We start from the raw sequence: 14,450 nt of genomic DNA on the forward strand, positions 1-14,450 counted from the left end.
TGGTGACCGTGTCGGGTCAAGGTTGGCGGGCGCCGTACTGGGTTGCGGGCATGTTGGAAGGCGCTGTCCCAATCCGAACGATCACTGTCCGGAATCACATCGTCACATTGTTCGACAGTGCTCCTGGTCCGTTCAGCGGCGGAGCACTTGCCCGTCCCGGTCTGCCCCGGCCCCGCCGGCCCCGCCAGCCCCGCGGATAGCGGCACGCCTGGGACGCGGAACCGCCCGAAAGCTCAGGGCCGGTCGGGTCACGGTCAGCGGATCCGGTCGGGCGGTCACGGCACACTCACGGCGGCCGGTGCGTCGGAGCTCGCCGCAGCTGATGGTGGGACGCCCGAAGAGGTGGTGGTCCTTGTCCTGCGCGGTAGCGCTCAACGCGGCCGTCGTGTCTCCGCCCTCTCCTCGGCCTCCACCGGCTCCGGTAGGTGGTGTTCGGGTCTGGCCGGCTCCGGCAGGGTGCGGACCAGTAGCCAGGCCAGGGCGGGCAGGGCGATCAGCGGAGTCAGTGCGGTCTGCAGGGAGAACGCGTCGGCGAGGCGTCCGATGATCGGACTCGCCAGGCCGCCGATGCTGATGGTCAGGCCGAGGGTGATGCCGCTGGCCGTGCCGACCCGGGTGGGCAGGTAGTCCTGCGCCAGGGTGACCTGCAGGGAGAACGGGATGTAGAGGCCGCCCGAGGCCAGGGCCACGAACAGGTAGACGGCCGGCCCGGGCACGAAAACGACACCTGCCACGGCGGCGATCGTGGCCAGGTAGGAGGCGCGCACCACGGTGACCCGGTTCCAGCGCTCGGCCAGCCTGCCGCCCACGACCGTCCCCACGGCGCCGCCTAGGTAGAACACGAACAGTGCGGCGGTCCCAGCTGCGGAGCTTCCGCCCGCGGCGCTTCCGCCCATCTGTGCCTTGATATGGAACGAGAGGAAGGTGCTCAGTCCGATGAAGACGATGGAGCGGCACACCACGGCCAGGGCCAGCCTGGCGAACGAGGCCCTGTCCTCGGTGGGCGCCATCGGCATGGCGGCGCCGGGGGATCCGCCCGTCGCCTGCCTGCGCTCCATGCGGCGCAGGACGGGCAGGTACAGCAGGCTCCCAGCGAGTGCGGGCGCCACGAGCAGCGGTGAGAAGTGCAACCCGCCTACGCCGACCACGACCCCCACCAGCAGCGGAGCAAGGGCGAAACCGAGGTTCCCGCCGAGCGAGAACCAGCCCATCGCCGAGTGGCTTCCCGCGCTCGCGAGGCGTGCGACACGGGCCGACTCGGGGTGGTAGGCGGCGACACCGACCCCCGATATCGCCACGAACAGCAGGGTCGGGGCGTAGGACCCGCTGAGGCCGCTCAGCGCGATGCCCAGGCCGGCGGTGATCGTGCTGACGGGGAGCAGCCAGGGCATCGCGTACCGGTCCGCGAGGGCCCCGAACAGCGGTTGTGCCACCGAGGACAGGAGCGACGCCGCCAGAACGATGCCGGATGCCGCAGCGTAGGTGTAGGAGCGCTCGGCAACGAAGAACGGGACGAGTGAGGCCACCGCCCCCTGGTAGACGTCGACGCAGACATGCCCCACGGACAGCAGGGTGATCACACTTTTCTTGGACACTCGGCCAGCTTCGCCACTGGCCGGGGTTCGTGCTTCCGATATTCTGCCAAGCAATGAAGGAAATCCGCCACGAGCCCCTCGCGCCGACGCGCACCCAGCGGCTGCCGTCCGGGACAGGCATCGACGCCCACCGTCACGACGATCACCAGATCGTCTATGCCGCCCGCGGGGTACTGGCCATCACCACCGACCACGGCACCTGGATCGCTCCGGCGAATCGCGCCATCTGGGTGCCGGCAGGGACGGTGCACGCGCATCGCGCCCACGGCGCCCTCGACCTGCGCCTGGTGGGCCTGCCGATCACCGACAACCCGCTCGGCCTGGACGCGCCGACGGTGCTCACCGTCGCCCCGCTGCTGCGCGAGCTGATACTCGCCTACACCTGTGCCCCGGGCAGCGACGGCCCCGAACGACTGCGCCTGCGGGCCGTGTTGCTCGACCAGTTGGCGGCTTCGCGACAGCTGCCCCTGCACATCCCCGCGCCCGTCGACCCGCGGCTCGAGCACCTCTGCGGGATCCTGCGCAACGATCCCGCCGATCAGCGCACCCTGTCCGCCCTGGGGCAGGAGGTCGGGGTGAGCGCCCGGACACTGTCCCGGCTCTTCACGTCGGACCTCGGCATGACCTTCCCACAGTGGCGCACCCAACTGCGCCTCTACCGGGCGCTGGTACTCCTGGCGGAAGACGTCCCGGTGACCGCCGTGGCGCACCGGTGCGGCTGGTCTTCTCCCAGTGCCTTCATCGACGTGTACCGCCGTGCCTTCGGGTCCACCCCTGGCGCGCGTCGGTCCGGATGACACGCAAGGGGCGGTCGTGTCCCGGCCGGAGAACACCGGCGTCCCGTACGGTCACATGGCTGGCCCGTTGTGCCGGGCTTGTGCGTGACGTTTGCCCTCGGGATTACGTGACCGTCGACACGCCCCGGCCAACCGGCGAGGTGGGATGGCCTCAGTCGGCAGTTTGCTGTCGGTGGGCGTATGCAGAATGTCTGACCATGAACCAGATGCTCAGCCTTCCCTTGACGGTGCCTACCGTGCTGGCCGACACCCACGGCCTCGACCCGGCCGTCGGAGGTTGGGTCCTCCTCCCGAAGCACGCCGTTGCCGCCCCGGACGGCGGCACCTACACGCTCTCGACCGTGTGGCGCTACTGGCGCGGCATCGGGGACCCGATGTCCGCCGCCCACTGCAACCTCAACTACCAGGCGATCACCCGCCACGCCCCCGACGGCACGCCCCTCGCCACCGCCTTGTACGGGCACCCGCGGCCGGACGGCAGCCCGTCGGTGATACCTCACGCGAACAGTGAAACGCTGGCGCTCCTCCCGGACGGGACGGTCGCCGCCAGCGGGCACCCCGGGAGCACCCACCTGTTCTCGCCCGATCTCAGCCGGGTCCTGGCCACCTGGCAAACACCCCAGGACCGCCAGAAGGAGCAGGACCCCGGTGACCCGTTCGCCTCGTCGATTGCGGTCACCCCCTCCGGCAGGCTGCTCTGCACGACGTCCGAGCACGGCCTGAGCAACTGGGCCGGCGCGCGCCTCAATGTGGTCGCGCTCTCCGAGCCCGGCAGTGCGCTCGTCCCCGGCTCCAAGGCCACGCTGCGGGCACTGGCAGCGTTGGAGACGCGGGCCGACCGGCAGACCGAGGCCGACCGGCACCCACACGTCCTGTTCGCCGGCGCTCCGCTCTGGCGGGACAACCGCCCGTCGCCCTCCCTGGTCGATCTCCTGTCCGACCTGACCGGCACCTGCGGCCCCCTGGGCGGCCACCAGGACGCCACGATGACCCGGCCCTGCGCCCTGGGTGACGACCTGTTCGTCGTCCCGGTGTTCGGCAGGATCTACCGGTCGGGCAATCGCGGCCAGCAGTTCAGCTTCGCGCTCGTCGACGACCAGGGCGAACTGCGGGGTCGGCTCGGGGGCCTCGACCTCAGGGAGGACAGCCCGTTCACCGGCTTCGACTTCACGGTCGTGGCTGATCCGCACCGGGGTCGGGCCTTCCATCTCAACCGCTACGGCTTCTACGCCTGGACGGCCGACGGGAATCTGCGGTCCCGGATCTCCACAGCAGACAAGGCGTTCAAGCCCCTGGTCCACTTCGCGCTGCTGGAGTGCACCCCGGCCGGCGAGGTCCTCCTCGTCCACCGCAAGCAGCACGTCCTGCTCCGCGTCCCAGTGCCGGAGGACCTCGACGCCCTGCCCGCCGCCGTCGCGACCGCACTCAAGGGCTACGGCTCCGGGCGCCTCGCGCTGAAGAAGCAGTACGCCCCGATCGACTGGTACTGGCTCGACACCGCCGCGCAGGTATTCCATCACTGAGCGCACACACCAGGAGTCCCGCCGCCCGGCCCCAGGACGGCGTAGACCGTTCCGCGCGAGCCTGCCACGGGTGAACAGTGCCGGCCAAGGTGCGGCAGCAGGCCGCCGACCCTCCGGACTGGGAACGCGGTCTTCGCGAGGGTGCGCTGCCGCAACGCCTCCACACTGGGGGACACCGGCGTCCACCGGATATCCCCCTGCGCTGTGGCGGGGGATCCCGCACAACGCCTGGGTATCGGGCTCGCTGGCCGTGGGCACGGCGGTCGCTGTGGGTCGGGGACGACGACCTCCTACTCGCCCGGGACAGAGCCATGGGCCGGCCGCGGCTTCGATACAGTCCTCCAGCACGTGCTGCGCGGTGAGCGCCACCGGCAGGAGGTCGCGGCCCTGGCCCAGCAGACCACCGACCTGGCCCACCGCTGTCTCGCCGGCACCGCCGCCCAGCCCCTCTACACCACCCTCGACCGCGCCGGCCTCCACACGCTCACCGGCGACGACCACCAAGCCGTCCGCGACCTCACCCACCACCTCGACCCCACCACGCTGCGCCGGGAGCTAATCGAAGAACTCCGCCTCGACCTGGCCATGCTGCACGACCCGCCGGTGCTCCGCTTCGTCCAGGACCAGCGGACCGAGCGGCCGGGCGAGGTGGAGCCGTTCCGGCGCCGGCACCTGGTCTTCACCGCTCACCTGCCCGATGGCCTGGGCGCGCAGAGCAGGAGCGGAGACGAGATCCCGACAACCTGATGCTGCGCGCCGACGGCGTGAGGTTGTCCGCTGCGCGGGGCCCGGCGGCCCCGCTTTGCGGCGCCACCGGCCGGGGGAGGGGGAGGAGGTCTGGCTGCAGGGGGTGACGCGTCGAAGGTTCAGCAGAGTACGGGGCAGGCCAAGGTTCTGCATCGCCCTGTCGATGGCGGCTCGGGCCAGACGAGGAGGATGGGGCAGGGGGGCGTGGTCTACGACGAAGCGGCTGGCAGGTGCCAGAAATCGCCGGCCGAGCCGGGTGCGGTCGCCGTCTCGGGCGAGGACGAGCAGGTCGGGTCGTAACGGCTTCGACGACGCTACCTCGAACCACCAGGTCCGATTGTGGGAGCTGGATGCGGTGCTGTCGGTCACGAAGTCCTCCCAGCCCGGCTCGGCACCTGTCGACCCGCTCGACTGCCCCTGCTGTCGGAGCGGGCGCGGGACCGGGTGACGGCCCTGTGTCAGCTGCTCGTCAGCTGCTCACTGCCCGGCCCGGGTTCATTGCGCAGCGGCGTGTTCGAGCAGTTCGACGGCGCTTGTCAGTGTGCGGGGTGTAGCGGTGCCGGCCGGTAGCCGGGCGCGGCTCCAGCCTGGTCCCGCGGCCAGTACCACCGGTCGGCCGCGCGAGCCGCGCGGACCCCACACGCTGGCGCTCACCCGGCGCAGCAGCCCTTGGTCCGCAGTGCTCCGGTCCTGGGACCAGAGCATCACGGCACCGGGGCCGACCCGCTGCACCGCGTCGAGCAGGGCACGCGGTGGGACCATCACGCCCAGCATCCGGAACGGCACGCCCCGGTCGGCCAGCGCCGCTGCCGTGGCCTCCAGCGGGAGGCTGTGCTGCTCACCGGGGGTAGCCGCCAGGACCACCGGCGGCAGCAGGGGGTAGGCGGTGCGTTGCAGGGCCGCCATGCGCAGCATGCTCGACACGTGCCAGGAGAGCAGGTGCTCGACCTCGACGTACTGCTCCCCGTCCGCGGCCCACTTGCGGCCGGCTGCCCGCAGCGCCGGCAGCATGACCTCGTCCCAGGCGTCGATGACGCCCAGTGCCTCGACCGCCTGCGTCAGGATCCTGGCCACCTGCGGTGCGTCGAGTCGTACGGCGGCCCGGGCCAGACCTCGGCACTCGGGGCGCACCGCCCCGAGCCCCAGTGCTCGGCTGCCGCCAGGACCGTGGCTCCCGCCTCCGTCCGCATCATCGCCGGCTTCGGCTTCGGCTTCCGGATGGCCGGCGCGGGACGGCCGGGGCGGGAGGTTCTCGCGCTCGGCGAGGGCGACGCGGGCCGCCTCGGCCGGGGCGACGCCGTGTGCCGTCAGGTGGCACATGGCCTCCAGCACCGCGATGTCCTGCCTGCTCCAGCGTCGGTGGTGGCCCTGCTCGCGGTTGGCGGGGCCGATGCCGTAACGGCGCTCCCAGGAGCGGACCGTGGTGGGCGACACCCCCAGGTGCCGTGCGACGTTGCCTGTCGGCAGTCCCGCCTCGCCCGCGATGGGGTCGGCCGCGTCGGACCGGTGGCCGGTGTGTGGCGCCGGATCGTGTTCGTTCGGCGCCGTCACGCGGTCACCAGCCCGCGATGCGGCCCACGGCGAAACCGATGCAACATACGACCATGATGCCGATCACCAGCAGTGGGATCCAGCTGGGCCAGGCGTCGTGCAGTTCCGGCGGCTCCGGTGTGGAGATGCCGCAGGTGGTGGACGACTCGCATTCGGGCGTCTCGGTCGGAGTGCTCAGTGGCACGGGACCGTGTGGCCGGGCGCTGCCGCGAGGCCCGGCGACCTGGTGGTGGAGAGTCATGATGTCCTCCAAGTCTCTTGTCCATCCGAAGCCCCGCCAGGAGCCCCAGCCCACGTCCTGTCTTGTCCCGTCCCGGCCGGTCCTGCCGGCGTCCGCGCACCGGCCTGCCGGGCGCTCACCACTCCCACGTCCGGGCTCCGCCCTTGTATGGGCCGCTGATCCCGGTGGTGATCCAGCCTCCGTAGAAGTCGCCTTCCTGAGGTTGAACCTGCTCGCCGTCCACGGTGCACGCGTCCACCCGCCCCGGATAGAAGGCCACATAGCCGCGCAGTTCCCGATACGCCGCAGGCGGTTCCGGGTAGCTCCATGCGGCATCCGGGGCGTGTCTGCCGGCTGCCTGCAGATCCCAGTAGTGCGCCTGTCCCTTCCACTCGCACACGCTCGTCCTTCCCGAGGCCGTGAGCAGTTCGGCGGCGACGTCCTGGGGCGGCAGGTAGTACACCGGCGGGTGGCTGGTTTCGAGGACCCGCAGCGCCTGGGTGGTCGAGGCCACGAGCCGTCCGCCGAATCGGACCTGCACAAGCCGGCCCGACGCCGACACCACGGCCGGCGGGCGAGGGTAGTCCCACACCGATTCGATCCCGTGCTTGCTGCCGCTCATCGCCTCTCCCCGGATCGCGGCACGGCCTGCGCGGCTCGCGGCACGGCCTGCGCGGCTCGACAGTCGTCCGGACCGCGATGACCGCGCCTCGGTTCCTGGTCAGTGCGCTTCGCGAGCACCGCCCTCAGACGGACCAGGCCGTCGCGGATGCGCGTCTTGACGGTCCCCAGCGGAACCCCCAGCATCGAGCCGATTTCCCGCTGGGTGTACCCGCCGTAGTAGGCGAGGACCAGGCACTCACGCTGCATCCGGCTCAACTGTGCCAGCGCAGACCTCACTTGCTGCCCTTCGAGATCCCGCTCGACCTGTTCGTCCAGTGGGTCACCGTCCGTCGACGCCTCGGCGGCGACCCGGGCCTCGCGGTCGGCCGCGGAGCGTGCCGACCGGACCCGATCCACCGCGCGATGGTGGGTGATCGTGAGGACCCACGTCATCACCGCTCCCCGCGCCGGACTGTAGGCCCCCGCCGTCCGCCACACCTCGAGCAGCACTTCCTGTGCCACCTCCTCGGCGTGGGCCGGACTGCGAAGAACGCGCAGCGCCACCGCGTACACGGGCCCCGACACCGCGCAATAGATCGATTCGAAAGCCTGCCTGTCACCAGAGGCAGTCAGCGCGACGAGGCGGCGCAGCTCCATCGCTTTCCCGTTCACCGTGCTGCTGTTGCTGCGTGGCGACGGTGGCGAGGGTGGCGGGTCCAGCGCTCTCGAGATCACGTGGAAACGGTGCGCCGACCAAGCCGATGGAGCCAATCGCACCGTTTGTGCAGCGTTTTCTCCCCGGGCACCGCCTTCGGCCTACTGCCCGCGTCCGCTCAGCGCAGGTCTGCCAGCACTTCCACGGCAGCCCGTGCCCCCGAGGCCAGCGCGCCCTGGACCGACCCGGTGGCCCGGTGGTCCCCGCACACGTACCGGCCCGGTGCCCAGCGAGTCGAGCGGCTCAGTGCAAGCGGCGCGGGCTGGGCCGGCAGCGCCTCGGCGATGCGGTAGGCCCGCACCAGCCGCCAAGCCGATGTCTCCACGCCGTACAGTTCGCCCGCGCGCAGCCTCGCCGCCGTCTCGTCGGTATCCGCGGCCGGCACCGAGGTCGACACCAGTGCCTGCCCGTCTGGCGAAGACCCTGGCAGCACCTCGGACAGCACCACCGTGTTCAGCACCCGGATCCGGGTGTCGACCACCAGCGTCGGCTCGCGCAACGGGCTGGCCGGAGCGGCGTGGTAGAAGGTTGTCACCGACCGGGTCCGCGGCACCGTCAGCCCCGGCAGCAGGTGGGCCGCCTGCGCCGGACCGGTCGCCACGACCAGCGTGCGGGCCCGCAGCCGCGACCCGTCGGTCAGTTCCACCCCGTCCGCCAGAAGCCGCCGGACCCGTGCGCCGAACACCACGCTCCCGGCCGGCAAGCGCGCCGCCAACTGCCGCGGCACCGCGCCGATGCCCTCCCGGGGCAGGCACAGGCTCCCGCGGATCAGGCTGCGCCACACCAGGTGGAACATCCGGCTCGACGTCTCCAACCGGTCCTCCAGGAACACCCCTGCCAGGAACGGGCCGAGCACCCCCGCCACGGTGGCCCGCGACAACCCGGCCGATCGCAGGGCCAGGCCGGTGCTCGTCTCCGGGAGCCTCTTGATCAGCCAGGCCGGCAGCGCCGCGTCGCACAGCCCCAGCAGTCCCAGCGCGGCCAGGTCCCGCAGCGGCACCGCCCGACCCGTCAACAGGTCACGAAGCTCGCCGGGACGCCGAGTCGGGTCTACCAGGCGTCGCCGCTGGTGCCCGTCACTCAGCACGAAGCCGGGGGTGAACGGACGCAGCCCCAGCTCAGCCAGGTCGATGCGTCGCTGCACCTGGGGATAGGACGTGTTGAAGACCTGGAAGCCGCGGTCGAGTCGGAAACCCTCCACCACGTCCGTGCGCATCCGCCCACCGACGTCATCGCCGGCTTCCAGCACCACGACCGCACGGCCGCCGGCCGCCGGCCGCAGGACCGGCAACCATCGGCGCCCCATCGCACACCGCCACCATTCCCGACGCAGCATCGGGCTCACCGACTTGTTCGACGCCGGTGTCGACAACGGATTGGACGCGGCGGCTCCGCTGAGACTGCAGCCCGTGGGAAACGGATGGCCTTCCGCGGAGGCCATCCGAAAAATCACGTGAGCACAACCGCAGGGGATATCGCGATCGCTGACAGGCGGGTCGCACGGGTAGCGTGGGTGCAATGAAGAGGCCGCGTGAATGGCGTGTCGCGGAGAACCCGGGCCTGATCGTCCAACCGACGTGCGGTCATCTGGACTCCCTCCAGGAGGTTCCCGCGAACGCTACGCTCGCCTGCGAGGACTGCCTGCGCATCGGCAGCACCTGGGTCCACCTGCGCGCCTGTCTGATCTGCGGACACGTCGGTTGTTGTGACAGCTCACCCAAGCAGCACGCCTACCATCACGCCGACGCCAATGACGGACACCACATCGCTCGGTCGATCGAGCCGGGCGAAAGCTGGGCTTGGTGCTACACGGATGAGGTCGTCCTGCGTCCCGCCTGACGGTCCTTCGCCGTGCTGCGGTGCATTCTGCGGCGGGGCGGATGGCAGCGGACACTCGGATGACCATCACCGTCCCGCGCCTCGGAGCCAGCCGACCACGCACCAGACCGGACCACGTGATCGTTGACAAGGGCTACAGCTCCCGCAAGATCCGCACCTACCTGTACCTGCGCAACCGCAAGATCAAGCACACGGTCCCCGAACGCATCGACCAGCCCACCGTCACCATCGCTTCGATCCTGCTCCGGATCTGATCTTCGAAGACTTACCCCCATGGGTCGGATCAGGCGATGAGCTGATCGGCGGGCCGGGTCCGCGTCCCGGCCGTTTCGGGACCGGGTCAGCGGTGGTGGTGCCGGTCGATGAAGTTGTGGCGGCCTTCTGGTCGCCGGAGAGGGCGGCGGCCACCGAGCGGACACGGCACGATCCACGCCAACACCGGACCCGGCGCAGTGCCATCTGGGCGGTCATGGTGACCCGCACGAAGGACAGGGCGGTAGGGGCGGAGTACCGCGGCGCGGTGTGGTGACCATCCTGTCGAGCGCGCGGGCGGCTGGGCAGGCGAAAGCGCAGGCGGCAGAGCAGTCGTCCGACTCACGCCGGAGCGCGGCCGCGGCCCGGCCACGGTGTGGGACAGAAGCCGACGACACCTGAGGAGCACGCATGACTGGGGAGCTTTCGGGCAGGACCGCCGTGGTCACCGGCGCGAGCAAGGGCATCGGCCTGGCCGTCGCCGAGGCGCTGGTCGGGGCGGGCGCCGAGGTGGTCGCGGCCGCACGCACCAGCTCTCCCCGGCTGGAAGTGCTGGTGAAGTCCGGCGCGGCGCGCTGGATCCCGGTGGACCTCACCGCCGCCGGCAGCGCCGAGCAGCTGGTGGCCGCGACGGGGGAGCGGATCGACATCCTGGTCAACAACGTGGGCTCGGCCCCCGCCAGGCCGGGCGGGTTCCTCAGCGTCACGGACGAGCAGTGGCGGCGCACGGTCGACCTGAACCTGTTCGCCGCCGTCTCGGTGACCCGTGCGGTGCTGCCGCGCATGCTGGCGGCCGGTCGCGGCGCGATCGTCACCGTCGGGTCGGTGAACGCCGAACTCCCGGACCCGACGGTCGTCGACTACAGCGCCGCCAAGGCCGCCCTGGTGAACTTCACCAAGGCCCTGTCGAAGGAGTTCGGTCCGCGCGGCATCCGGGTGAACAGCGTCAGCCCCGGGCCGGTGGAGACCGACCTGTGGCTGGGCGGCGGCGGCGTCGCCGAGACCGTCTCCGCCGCCGCCGGGCTGCGCCCGGACGAGGTGATGGCCCAGGCCGCGTCCGCCACGGTGACGGGCCGTTTCTCCCGTCCCGCGGAGATCGCCGACCTGGTGGTGTTCCTGGCGGGCGACCGGGCCGCCAACATCGCCGGCAGCGACCTGCGCATCGACGGCGGTTTCGTGCCGACCTGGTGATCCGGACGGTGCGCTGGAACCGCATCATCCTGCATGCAAGGCGGGCGGCACCCAGACCACGGTCGTGTACAGCATCGATGACGAGGGCTTCGACGCGGTGCTCAACGGCCCGAACGCCGTCACCGCCAAGCGGCGCCACCGGCGGCTGCCCTCCGACCGGAGACCACCAGCGAGCGGGCCCCGGCCGGATGACGGGGCCCGCTGTCGGAGTCGAGCAGCAGGTACTCCTCCTCGACTCCGAAAGCCCGGGGGTTTCCTCGGCTCTCGAAGGCTGGCCTGGGCCGCCCGGAGTGCCCGGGGTGCGAGGAGGTCCGCGCCGCGCAGGGCTTGGGCCCGCTGGCGCTGCCCGCGCCGTCCAAGCGGGAGCTGGTGGCCGTGCTGGTGTCTGTTTCAGAGGATCCGTGGTGGGGGGTGCTCCATGCGAGGCCCTATCCGGCGAAGGCTCGCGAGGTGTGACCTGTTGCCGCGATGGCTGTGAAGGCCGGAGTGAGCGCCGGTGCCCGCCGACCGAACGTCGGCGGGCACCGTGGCCTCCATGGAGGCGGGCACAGCCTGGCGGCGAAGTGGATGATTGCTGAGGCTTCGGCTAGCCGGTGATCATCCACTTCGCCGCTTCCCAGGCACCGGGTCATTTCCCAACCGCGGGTTGCGTCGATCAGCGCAGGGCTGGGTCGATGTAGTTCTCCGGGCAGCTCGCCGGCATCTGGCTGGACCAGAATGCGTACGACTTCGATGAGGTCATCCGCCTGTGCACCCGTCAGGCCGAGGCCGCCACCGCTGCCCGGGACGTCACCGAGAGCGCCGCCCGCCTCTTGGCCGACGAGCGCCTGGTCGTCCTCCCCGTCGAGTACGTCCCCGACGAGCCCACCGCCGCCGGAACGCCCCGCCGCCCGCCCCACGCCCTCGGCCAGAGCGACCACCAGGGCGCGCCTCCTGTGGTCGGGTAACCGGGGGCAGGTCATTGCGATCCGGCTATCCGACCACATCTCGCACGGGCTTCTGTGGGGTGGCACTACAGTTGCCGTGCGCCCCGTCAGAGCAGGACCACACCGCCGCCGATGGTCGAGTCGTTCCCGGACTCGGTGGTCTTGGCGAACACGCCCCAGATCTCCTGGTTGCAGGACAGCTCGAAGCCGTCGTATGGCTGCGAGACGTCGTTCCAGGAGAACAGCGTGAAGCGCGAGCCCTCCGCCCCCGCCTGGTCACCGCATGGCGAGGTCACCTGGAACCAGACTCGCTCGTCTGTGCTGCCCGCCCGGATGACGCTGTAGTGCATCTGCACGTCGTCCGCGTTGACCAGGTTCGCGCACACCTGGATCCGCGCACCGTAGGTGGTGTCGAGCTCTTGGCAGCCCTGCGCCGCGTGCGCCGCACCCGCGCCCAGGACCAGCCCGGCCGACGCCAGGCCCACCGCCGCACCGGTTGCGGCCAGCCGTTTGATGATGCTCACTCTGATTCCCCCTCATTCGTAGATTGGATAGCTCTGGCTCGATGCCGACCCGGTCTCCGTCGTGTAGACCTCGACCGTGTGGATCGGCCCCTGAGCGCAGTCGTAGGCGAATTCATCGGACGGCCGGCTCACGTCGCGCTAAGGAAATTCACGCAGGGCCTGACCGTCGGGGTCCTCACCGACCCGCGTCAGAGCACAGCCGACTGTGGTGGATCACGCTCATCTTGATTCCCCGACTCAGTCAGAAATGCCGTTATCGACGTGATTGCACCACGCCCGCACGCCAGCTCAAAGCTGTTCGTCGGCTGCCGAACGTCGTTGCCGGAGAAGAACGTCGCCCCGCCCTCGTTGCCACACGGCGAGGACACCATGAACCACACGCGCTCGTCTGTGCTCCCCGGGTGGATGACGCTGTAGCTCATCTGGACGTCGTCTGCGTTGATCGGAGGCCGGTGGTCTAAAGTCATCACACGGATATTGAACATGTTCAAAACTGGGGGTCTGGTGGCAACGTCGGAGAGATCGGCGCGGGCGAAGACTGGTGTCGGGCGGCTGAACAGGAGGCCGACGGAGCTGGGCTGTGGCGGGGTACTGCTGGTGTTCATCACTGCGGTTGGCATGTCACCCCTGATTCTGATCGCTGTAAGCAGTGGCCGCTCATCGTTCGTGGAGTCCGGCGAGGCCCTCCCGGGGGCCATTGCTTGGGAGCTCTACTTGTTGGTGGCGGCTCTGTGGGGGATGGCAGTCGGGGCGGCGGGCCTTGTGTTGGCCCTCCGTCCGACCGCTTCGCGGCAGGGTTCACCGGGAGCTCTATTGATCTGCTGCGACATCGGCATGCTGCTCGCGATCCTGTGGCCGGTCGAAGCGATGGTGCTGGCGCTGGGCTATGCGTTTCGTGCCCGGGGGCGTTGCAGATGGCAACGGTCTGTTGTTCTCGCGGCGGGGGTTGTCGTGCTGATCGGAGGTGGCCAATGGGGTCTCAGCAGCCAGGCGGAGCAGGAGCCACGCGGGGTGAGTGCCGATCGGGTGCTCGGGCTCCGGCTCGGCGGCATGTGGCGTGAGGTGGACGGCAAGGGCGTCCTGATATTAGGCACAGATGGGCACTTCACCCTCCACGGCGCTCCCAGTGAGCTGTGGTGGGATCTCCCACCGTCGAGCGTCGATGCAGTCGGCACTTGGACCCTCGCCACGCAGGAGGGCGAACCCACTGTCACGCTGACGATGTCGCGGGAAGCATCGAGCCCCGGGCTGCCTGCCGAGGAGAGCCTCCAGGTCTGGGAGTTCGGCTCGACGCTCGCCCTCTGTTCGGACGGCGATCCGGACGATCTCTGTGACTACGGATTCCTTCGCTGAAGACCCGGTGGACGGGTCCGTTGCTCGCAAGGCTGGTCTAGTGATTGGGATCCTCAGTCATACCCCACGTCTATGCCCTGCGACCAGCGCGTTAAGGGCCACGCCGAGGGCCACCGCCGTCTCGGCATCGCCAGCTCCAAGAAGCGCCTCGCCCACGGCCGCGTCGCGCTTCTTCGCGGCTTGGTCTCACCAGGTGCGGTCGCGCCACTCCAATCGGGCCGACCACAGACCGTGACGGACCATCAGGGGACCTGATCGACTTCACGGAATTCGTGCCTGAACCACCCGAAGCCGATAACGCCAGTTGAGGACCTTCTACAGCAGGTACAGGCCCGAGAAGGGCGACAGGATGCCCGAGAACCTGTCGCGCAATGCCGTGGCGCATCAGCTGTCGTTCGAGCATCTCAACCATGGGCACTCGATCGTGGCCGTCATGCTGCTGACGTCGCTCCTTGTCTCTCTGCACCAGGTGTACCAGGACGCCAGGCTGGATGATGTCGGCGCGACCGCCGGCTGAGGCCTCGGTCAGATGCGGCACGTGGGCCGGGTGCCCGCCCGGTTCTCGTGCCGCGGGGGAGTCCGCGGCGGCAGGGCACACCCCAAGAAGAGCTTGC

The 14,450-nt window shown here is 70.3% G+C and carries 14 protein-coding genes and 3 pseudogenes; 8 read left to right on the top strand and 9 right to left on the bottom strand.

Annotated elements, in window-relative coordinates:
• Positions 1 to 371: 371 nt before the first annotated feature.
• The gene (locus tag AC060L_RS32700; RefSeq protein ID WP_483802606.1) at positions 372 to 1,595 is read right to left on the bottom strand and encodes an MFS transporter; all 1,224 of its coding nucleotides are present in this window, start codon (positions 1,593 to 1,595) and stop codon (positions 372 to 374) included.
• A gap of 53 nt (positions 1,596 to 1,648) precedes the next feature.
• Between AC060L_RS32700 and AC060L_RS32705 the strand changes: the two genes are divergently transcribed.
• From AC060L_RS32705 to AC060L_RS32715, 3 genes are all read left to right on the top strand, one after another.
• Entirely contained in the window at positions 1,649 to 2,392 is a 744-nt protein-coding gene (locus AC060L_RS32705; RefSeq protein WP_483802607.1) for an AraC family transcriptional regulator, read from the top strand.
• Between the two features lie 197 nt (positions 2,393 to 2,589).
• Positions 2,590 to 3,915, top strand: a complete 1,326-nt coding sequence (locus AC060L_RS32710; protein ID WP_483802608.1) for a hypothetical protein — start codon at positions 2,590 to 2,592, stop codon at positions 3,913 to 3,915.
• 348 nt (positions 3,916 to 4,263) lie between these two features.
• Positions 4,264 to 4,662 (top strand): hypothetical protein, encoded by a 399-nt coding sequence (locus AC060L_RS32715; RefSeq protein ID WP_483802609.1) that lies wholly within the window; start codon positions 4,264 to 4,266, stop codon positions 4,660 to 4,662.
• A gap of 170 nt (positions 4,663 to 4,832) precedes the next feature.
• Here the strand turns inward: AC060L_RS32715 and AC060L_RS32720 are convergent.
• From AC060L_RS32720 to AC060L_RS32745, 6 genes and pseudogenes are all read right to left on the bottom strand, one after another.
• A pseudogene (locus tag AC060L_RS32720) lies at positions 4,833 to 4,953 on the bottom strand (universal stress protein); the annotation flags it as partial.
• 204 nt (positions 4,954 to 5,157) lie between these two features.
• Positions 5,158 to 6,213 carry a MerR family transcriptional regulator gene (locus AC060L_RS32725; RefSeq protein ID WP_483802610.1) on the bottom strand — a complete coding sequence of 352 codons (1,056 nt, stop codon included), beginning with the start codon at positions 6,211 to 6,213 and terminating at the stop codon, positions 5,158 to 5,160.
• 4 nt (positions 6,214 to 6,217) lie between these two features.
• On the bottom strand, positions 6,218 to 6,466 hold the full coding sequence (locus AC060L_RS32730; RefSeq protein ID WP_483802611.1) for a DUF6480 family protein: 249 nt from the start codon (positions 6,464 to 6,466) through the stop codon (positions 6,218 to 6,220).
• 103 nt (positions 6,467 to 6,569) lie between these two features.
• Positions 6,570 to 7,055, bottom strand: coding sequence for a DUF427 domain-containing protein (locus tag AC060L_RS32735; RefSeq protein WP_483802612.1), 486 nt, complete (start codon positions 7,053 to 7,055; stop codon positions 6,570 to 6,572).
• A 113-nt stretch (positions 7,056 to 7,168) separates the two neighbouring features.
• Positions 7,169 to 7,693, bottom strand: a pseudogene (locus AC060L_RS32740) (sigma-70 family RNA polymerase sigma factor); the annotation flags it as partial.
• Positions 7,694 to 7,869: 176 nt separating this feature from the next.
• Entirely contained in the window at positions 7,870 to 9,192 is a 1,323-nt protein-coding gene (locus AC060L_RS32745; protein ID WP_483802613.1) for an NAD(P)/FAD-dependent oxidoreductase, read from the bottom strand.
• Between the two features lie 77 nt (positions 9,193 to 9,269).
• Between AC060L_RS32745 and AC060L_RS32750 the strand changes: the two genes are divergently transcribed.
• The 3 genes and pseudogenes from AC060L_RS32750 to AC060L_RS32760 all read left to right on the top strand — a co-directional run bounded on the left by AC060L_RS32750 (position 9,270) and on the right by AC060L_RS32760 (position 11,033).
• Positions 9,270 to 9,590, top strand: a complete 321-nt coding sequence (locus AC060L_RS32750) for a UBP-type zinc finger domain-containing protein (RefSeq protein ID WP_483802614.1) — start codon at positions 9,270 to 9,272, stop codon at positions 9,588 to 9,590.
• 65 nt (positions 9,591 to 9,655) lie between these two features.
• A pseudogene (locus AC060L_RS32755) lies at positions 9,656 to 9,805 on the top strand (IS5/IS1182 family transposase); the annotation flags it as partial.
• Positions 9,806 to 10,253: 448 nt separating this feature from the next.
• On the top strand, positions 10,254 to 11,033 hold the full coding sequence (locus AC060L_RS32760; protein ID WP_483802615.1) for an SDR family NAD(P)-dependent oxidoreductase: 780 nt from the start codon (positions 10,254 to 10,256) through the stop codon (positions 11,031 to 11,033).
• Between the two features lie 1,033 nt (positions 11,034 to 12,066).
• On the opposite strand, the gene AC060L_RS32765 is transcribed toward AC060L_RS32760, so the two are convergent.
• Positions 12,067 to 12,483 (bottom strand): hypothetical protein, encoded by a 417-nt coding sequence (locus tag AC060L_RS32765; RefSeq protein WP_483802616.1) that lies wholly within the window; start codon positions 12,481 to 12,483, stop codon positions 12,067 to 12,069.
• A gap of 188 nt (positions 12,484 to 12,671) precedes the next feature.
• On the bottom strand, positions 12,672 to 13,103 hold the full coding sequence (locus AC060L_RS32770; RefSeq protein WP_483802617.1) for a hypothetical protein: 432 nt from the start codon (positions 13,101 to 13,103) through the stop codon (positions 12,672 to 12,674).
• 214 nt (positions 13,104 to 13,317) lie between these two features.
• Between AC060L_RS32770 and AC060L_RS32775 the strand changes: the two genes are divergently transcribed.
• Together AC060L_RS32775 and AC060L_RS32780 are read left to right on the top strand one after the other, a co-directional pair.
• Positions 13,318 to 13,836: a hypothetical protein gene (locus AC060L_RS32775; RefSeq protein ID WP_483802618.1), complete on the top strand. Its 519-nt coding sequence runs from the start codon at positions 13,318 to 13,320 to the stop codon at positions 13,834 to 13,836.
• A gap of 349 nt (positions 13,837 to 14,185) precedes the next feature.
• A complete protein-coding gene (locus tag AC060L_RS32780) occupies positions 14,186 to 14,353 on the top strand; it encodes a hypothetical protein (protein ID WP_483802619.1) in 168 nt (55 codons plus the stop codon).
• The last annotated feature ends 97 nt before the right edge of the window (positions 14,354 to 14,450 follow it).

The sequence above is a fragment of the Kitasatospora sp. NEAU-69 genome, assembly GCF_057158765.1.

What these genes read in the sequence shown, in the direction of transcription:
- AC060L_RS32735 (WP_483802612.1), bottom strand. Translation starts at nt 7,055, where the DNA reads ATGAGCGGCAGCAAGCACGGGATCGAATCGGTGTGGGACTACCCTCGC.
- AC060L_RS32760 (WP_483802615.1), top strand. Translation starts at nt 10,254, where the DNA reads ATGACTGGGGAGCTTTCGGGCAGGACCGCCGTGGTCACCGGCGCGAGC.
- AC060L_RS32775 (WP_483802618.1), top strand. Translation starts at nt 13,318, where the DNA reads ATGCTGCTCGCGATCCTGTGGCCGGTCGAAGCGATGGTGCTGGCGCTG.
- AC060L_RS32745 (WP_483802613.1), bottom strand. Translation starts at nt 9,192, where the DNA reads ATGGCCTCCGCGGAAGGCCATCCGTTTCCCACGGGCTGCAGTCTCAGC.
- AC060L_RS32705 (WP_483802607.1), top strand. Translation starts at nt 1,649, where the DNA reads ATGAAGGAAATCCGCCACGAGCCCCTCGCGCCGACGCGCACCCAGCGG.
- AC060L_RS32770 (WP_483802617.1), bottom strand. Translation starts at nt 13,103, where the DNA reads ATGCCAACCGCAGTGATGAACACCAGCAGTACCCCGCCACAGCCCAGC.
- AC060L_RS32750 (WP_483802614.1), top strand. Translation starts at nt 9,270, where the DNA reads ATGAAGAGGCCGCGTGAATGGCGTGTCGCGGAGAACCCGGGCCTGATC.
- AC060L_RS32780 (WP_483802619.1), top strand. Translation starts at nt 14,186, where the DNA reads ATGCCCGAGAACCTGTCGCGCAATGCCGTGGCGCATCAGCTGTCGTTC.
- AC060L_RS32710 (WP_483802608.1), top strand. Translation starts at nt 2,590, where the DNA reads ATGAACCAGATGCTCAGCCTTCCCTTGACGGTGCCTACCGTGCTGGCC.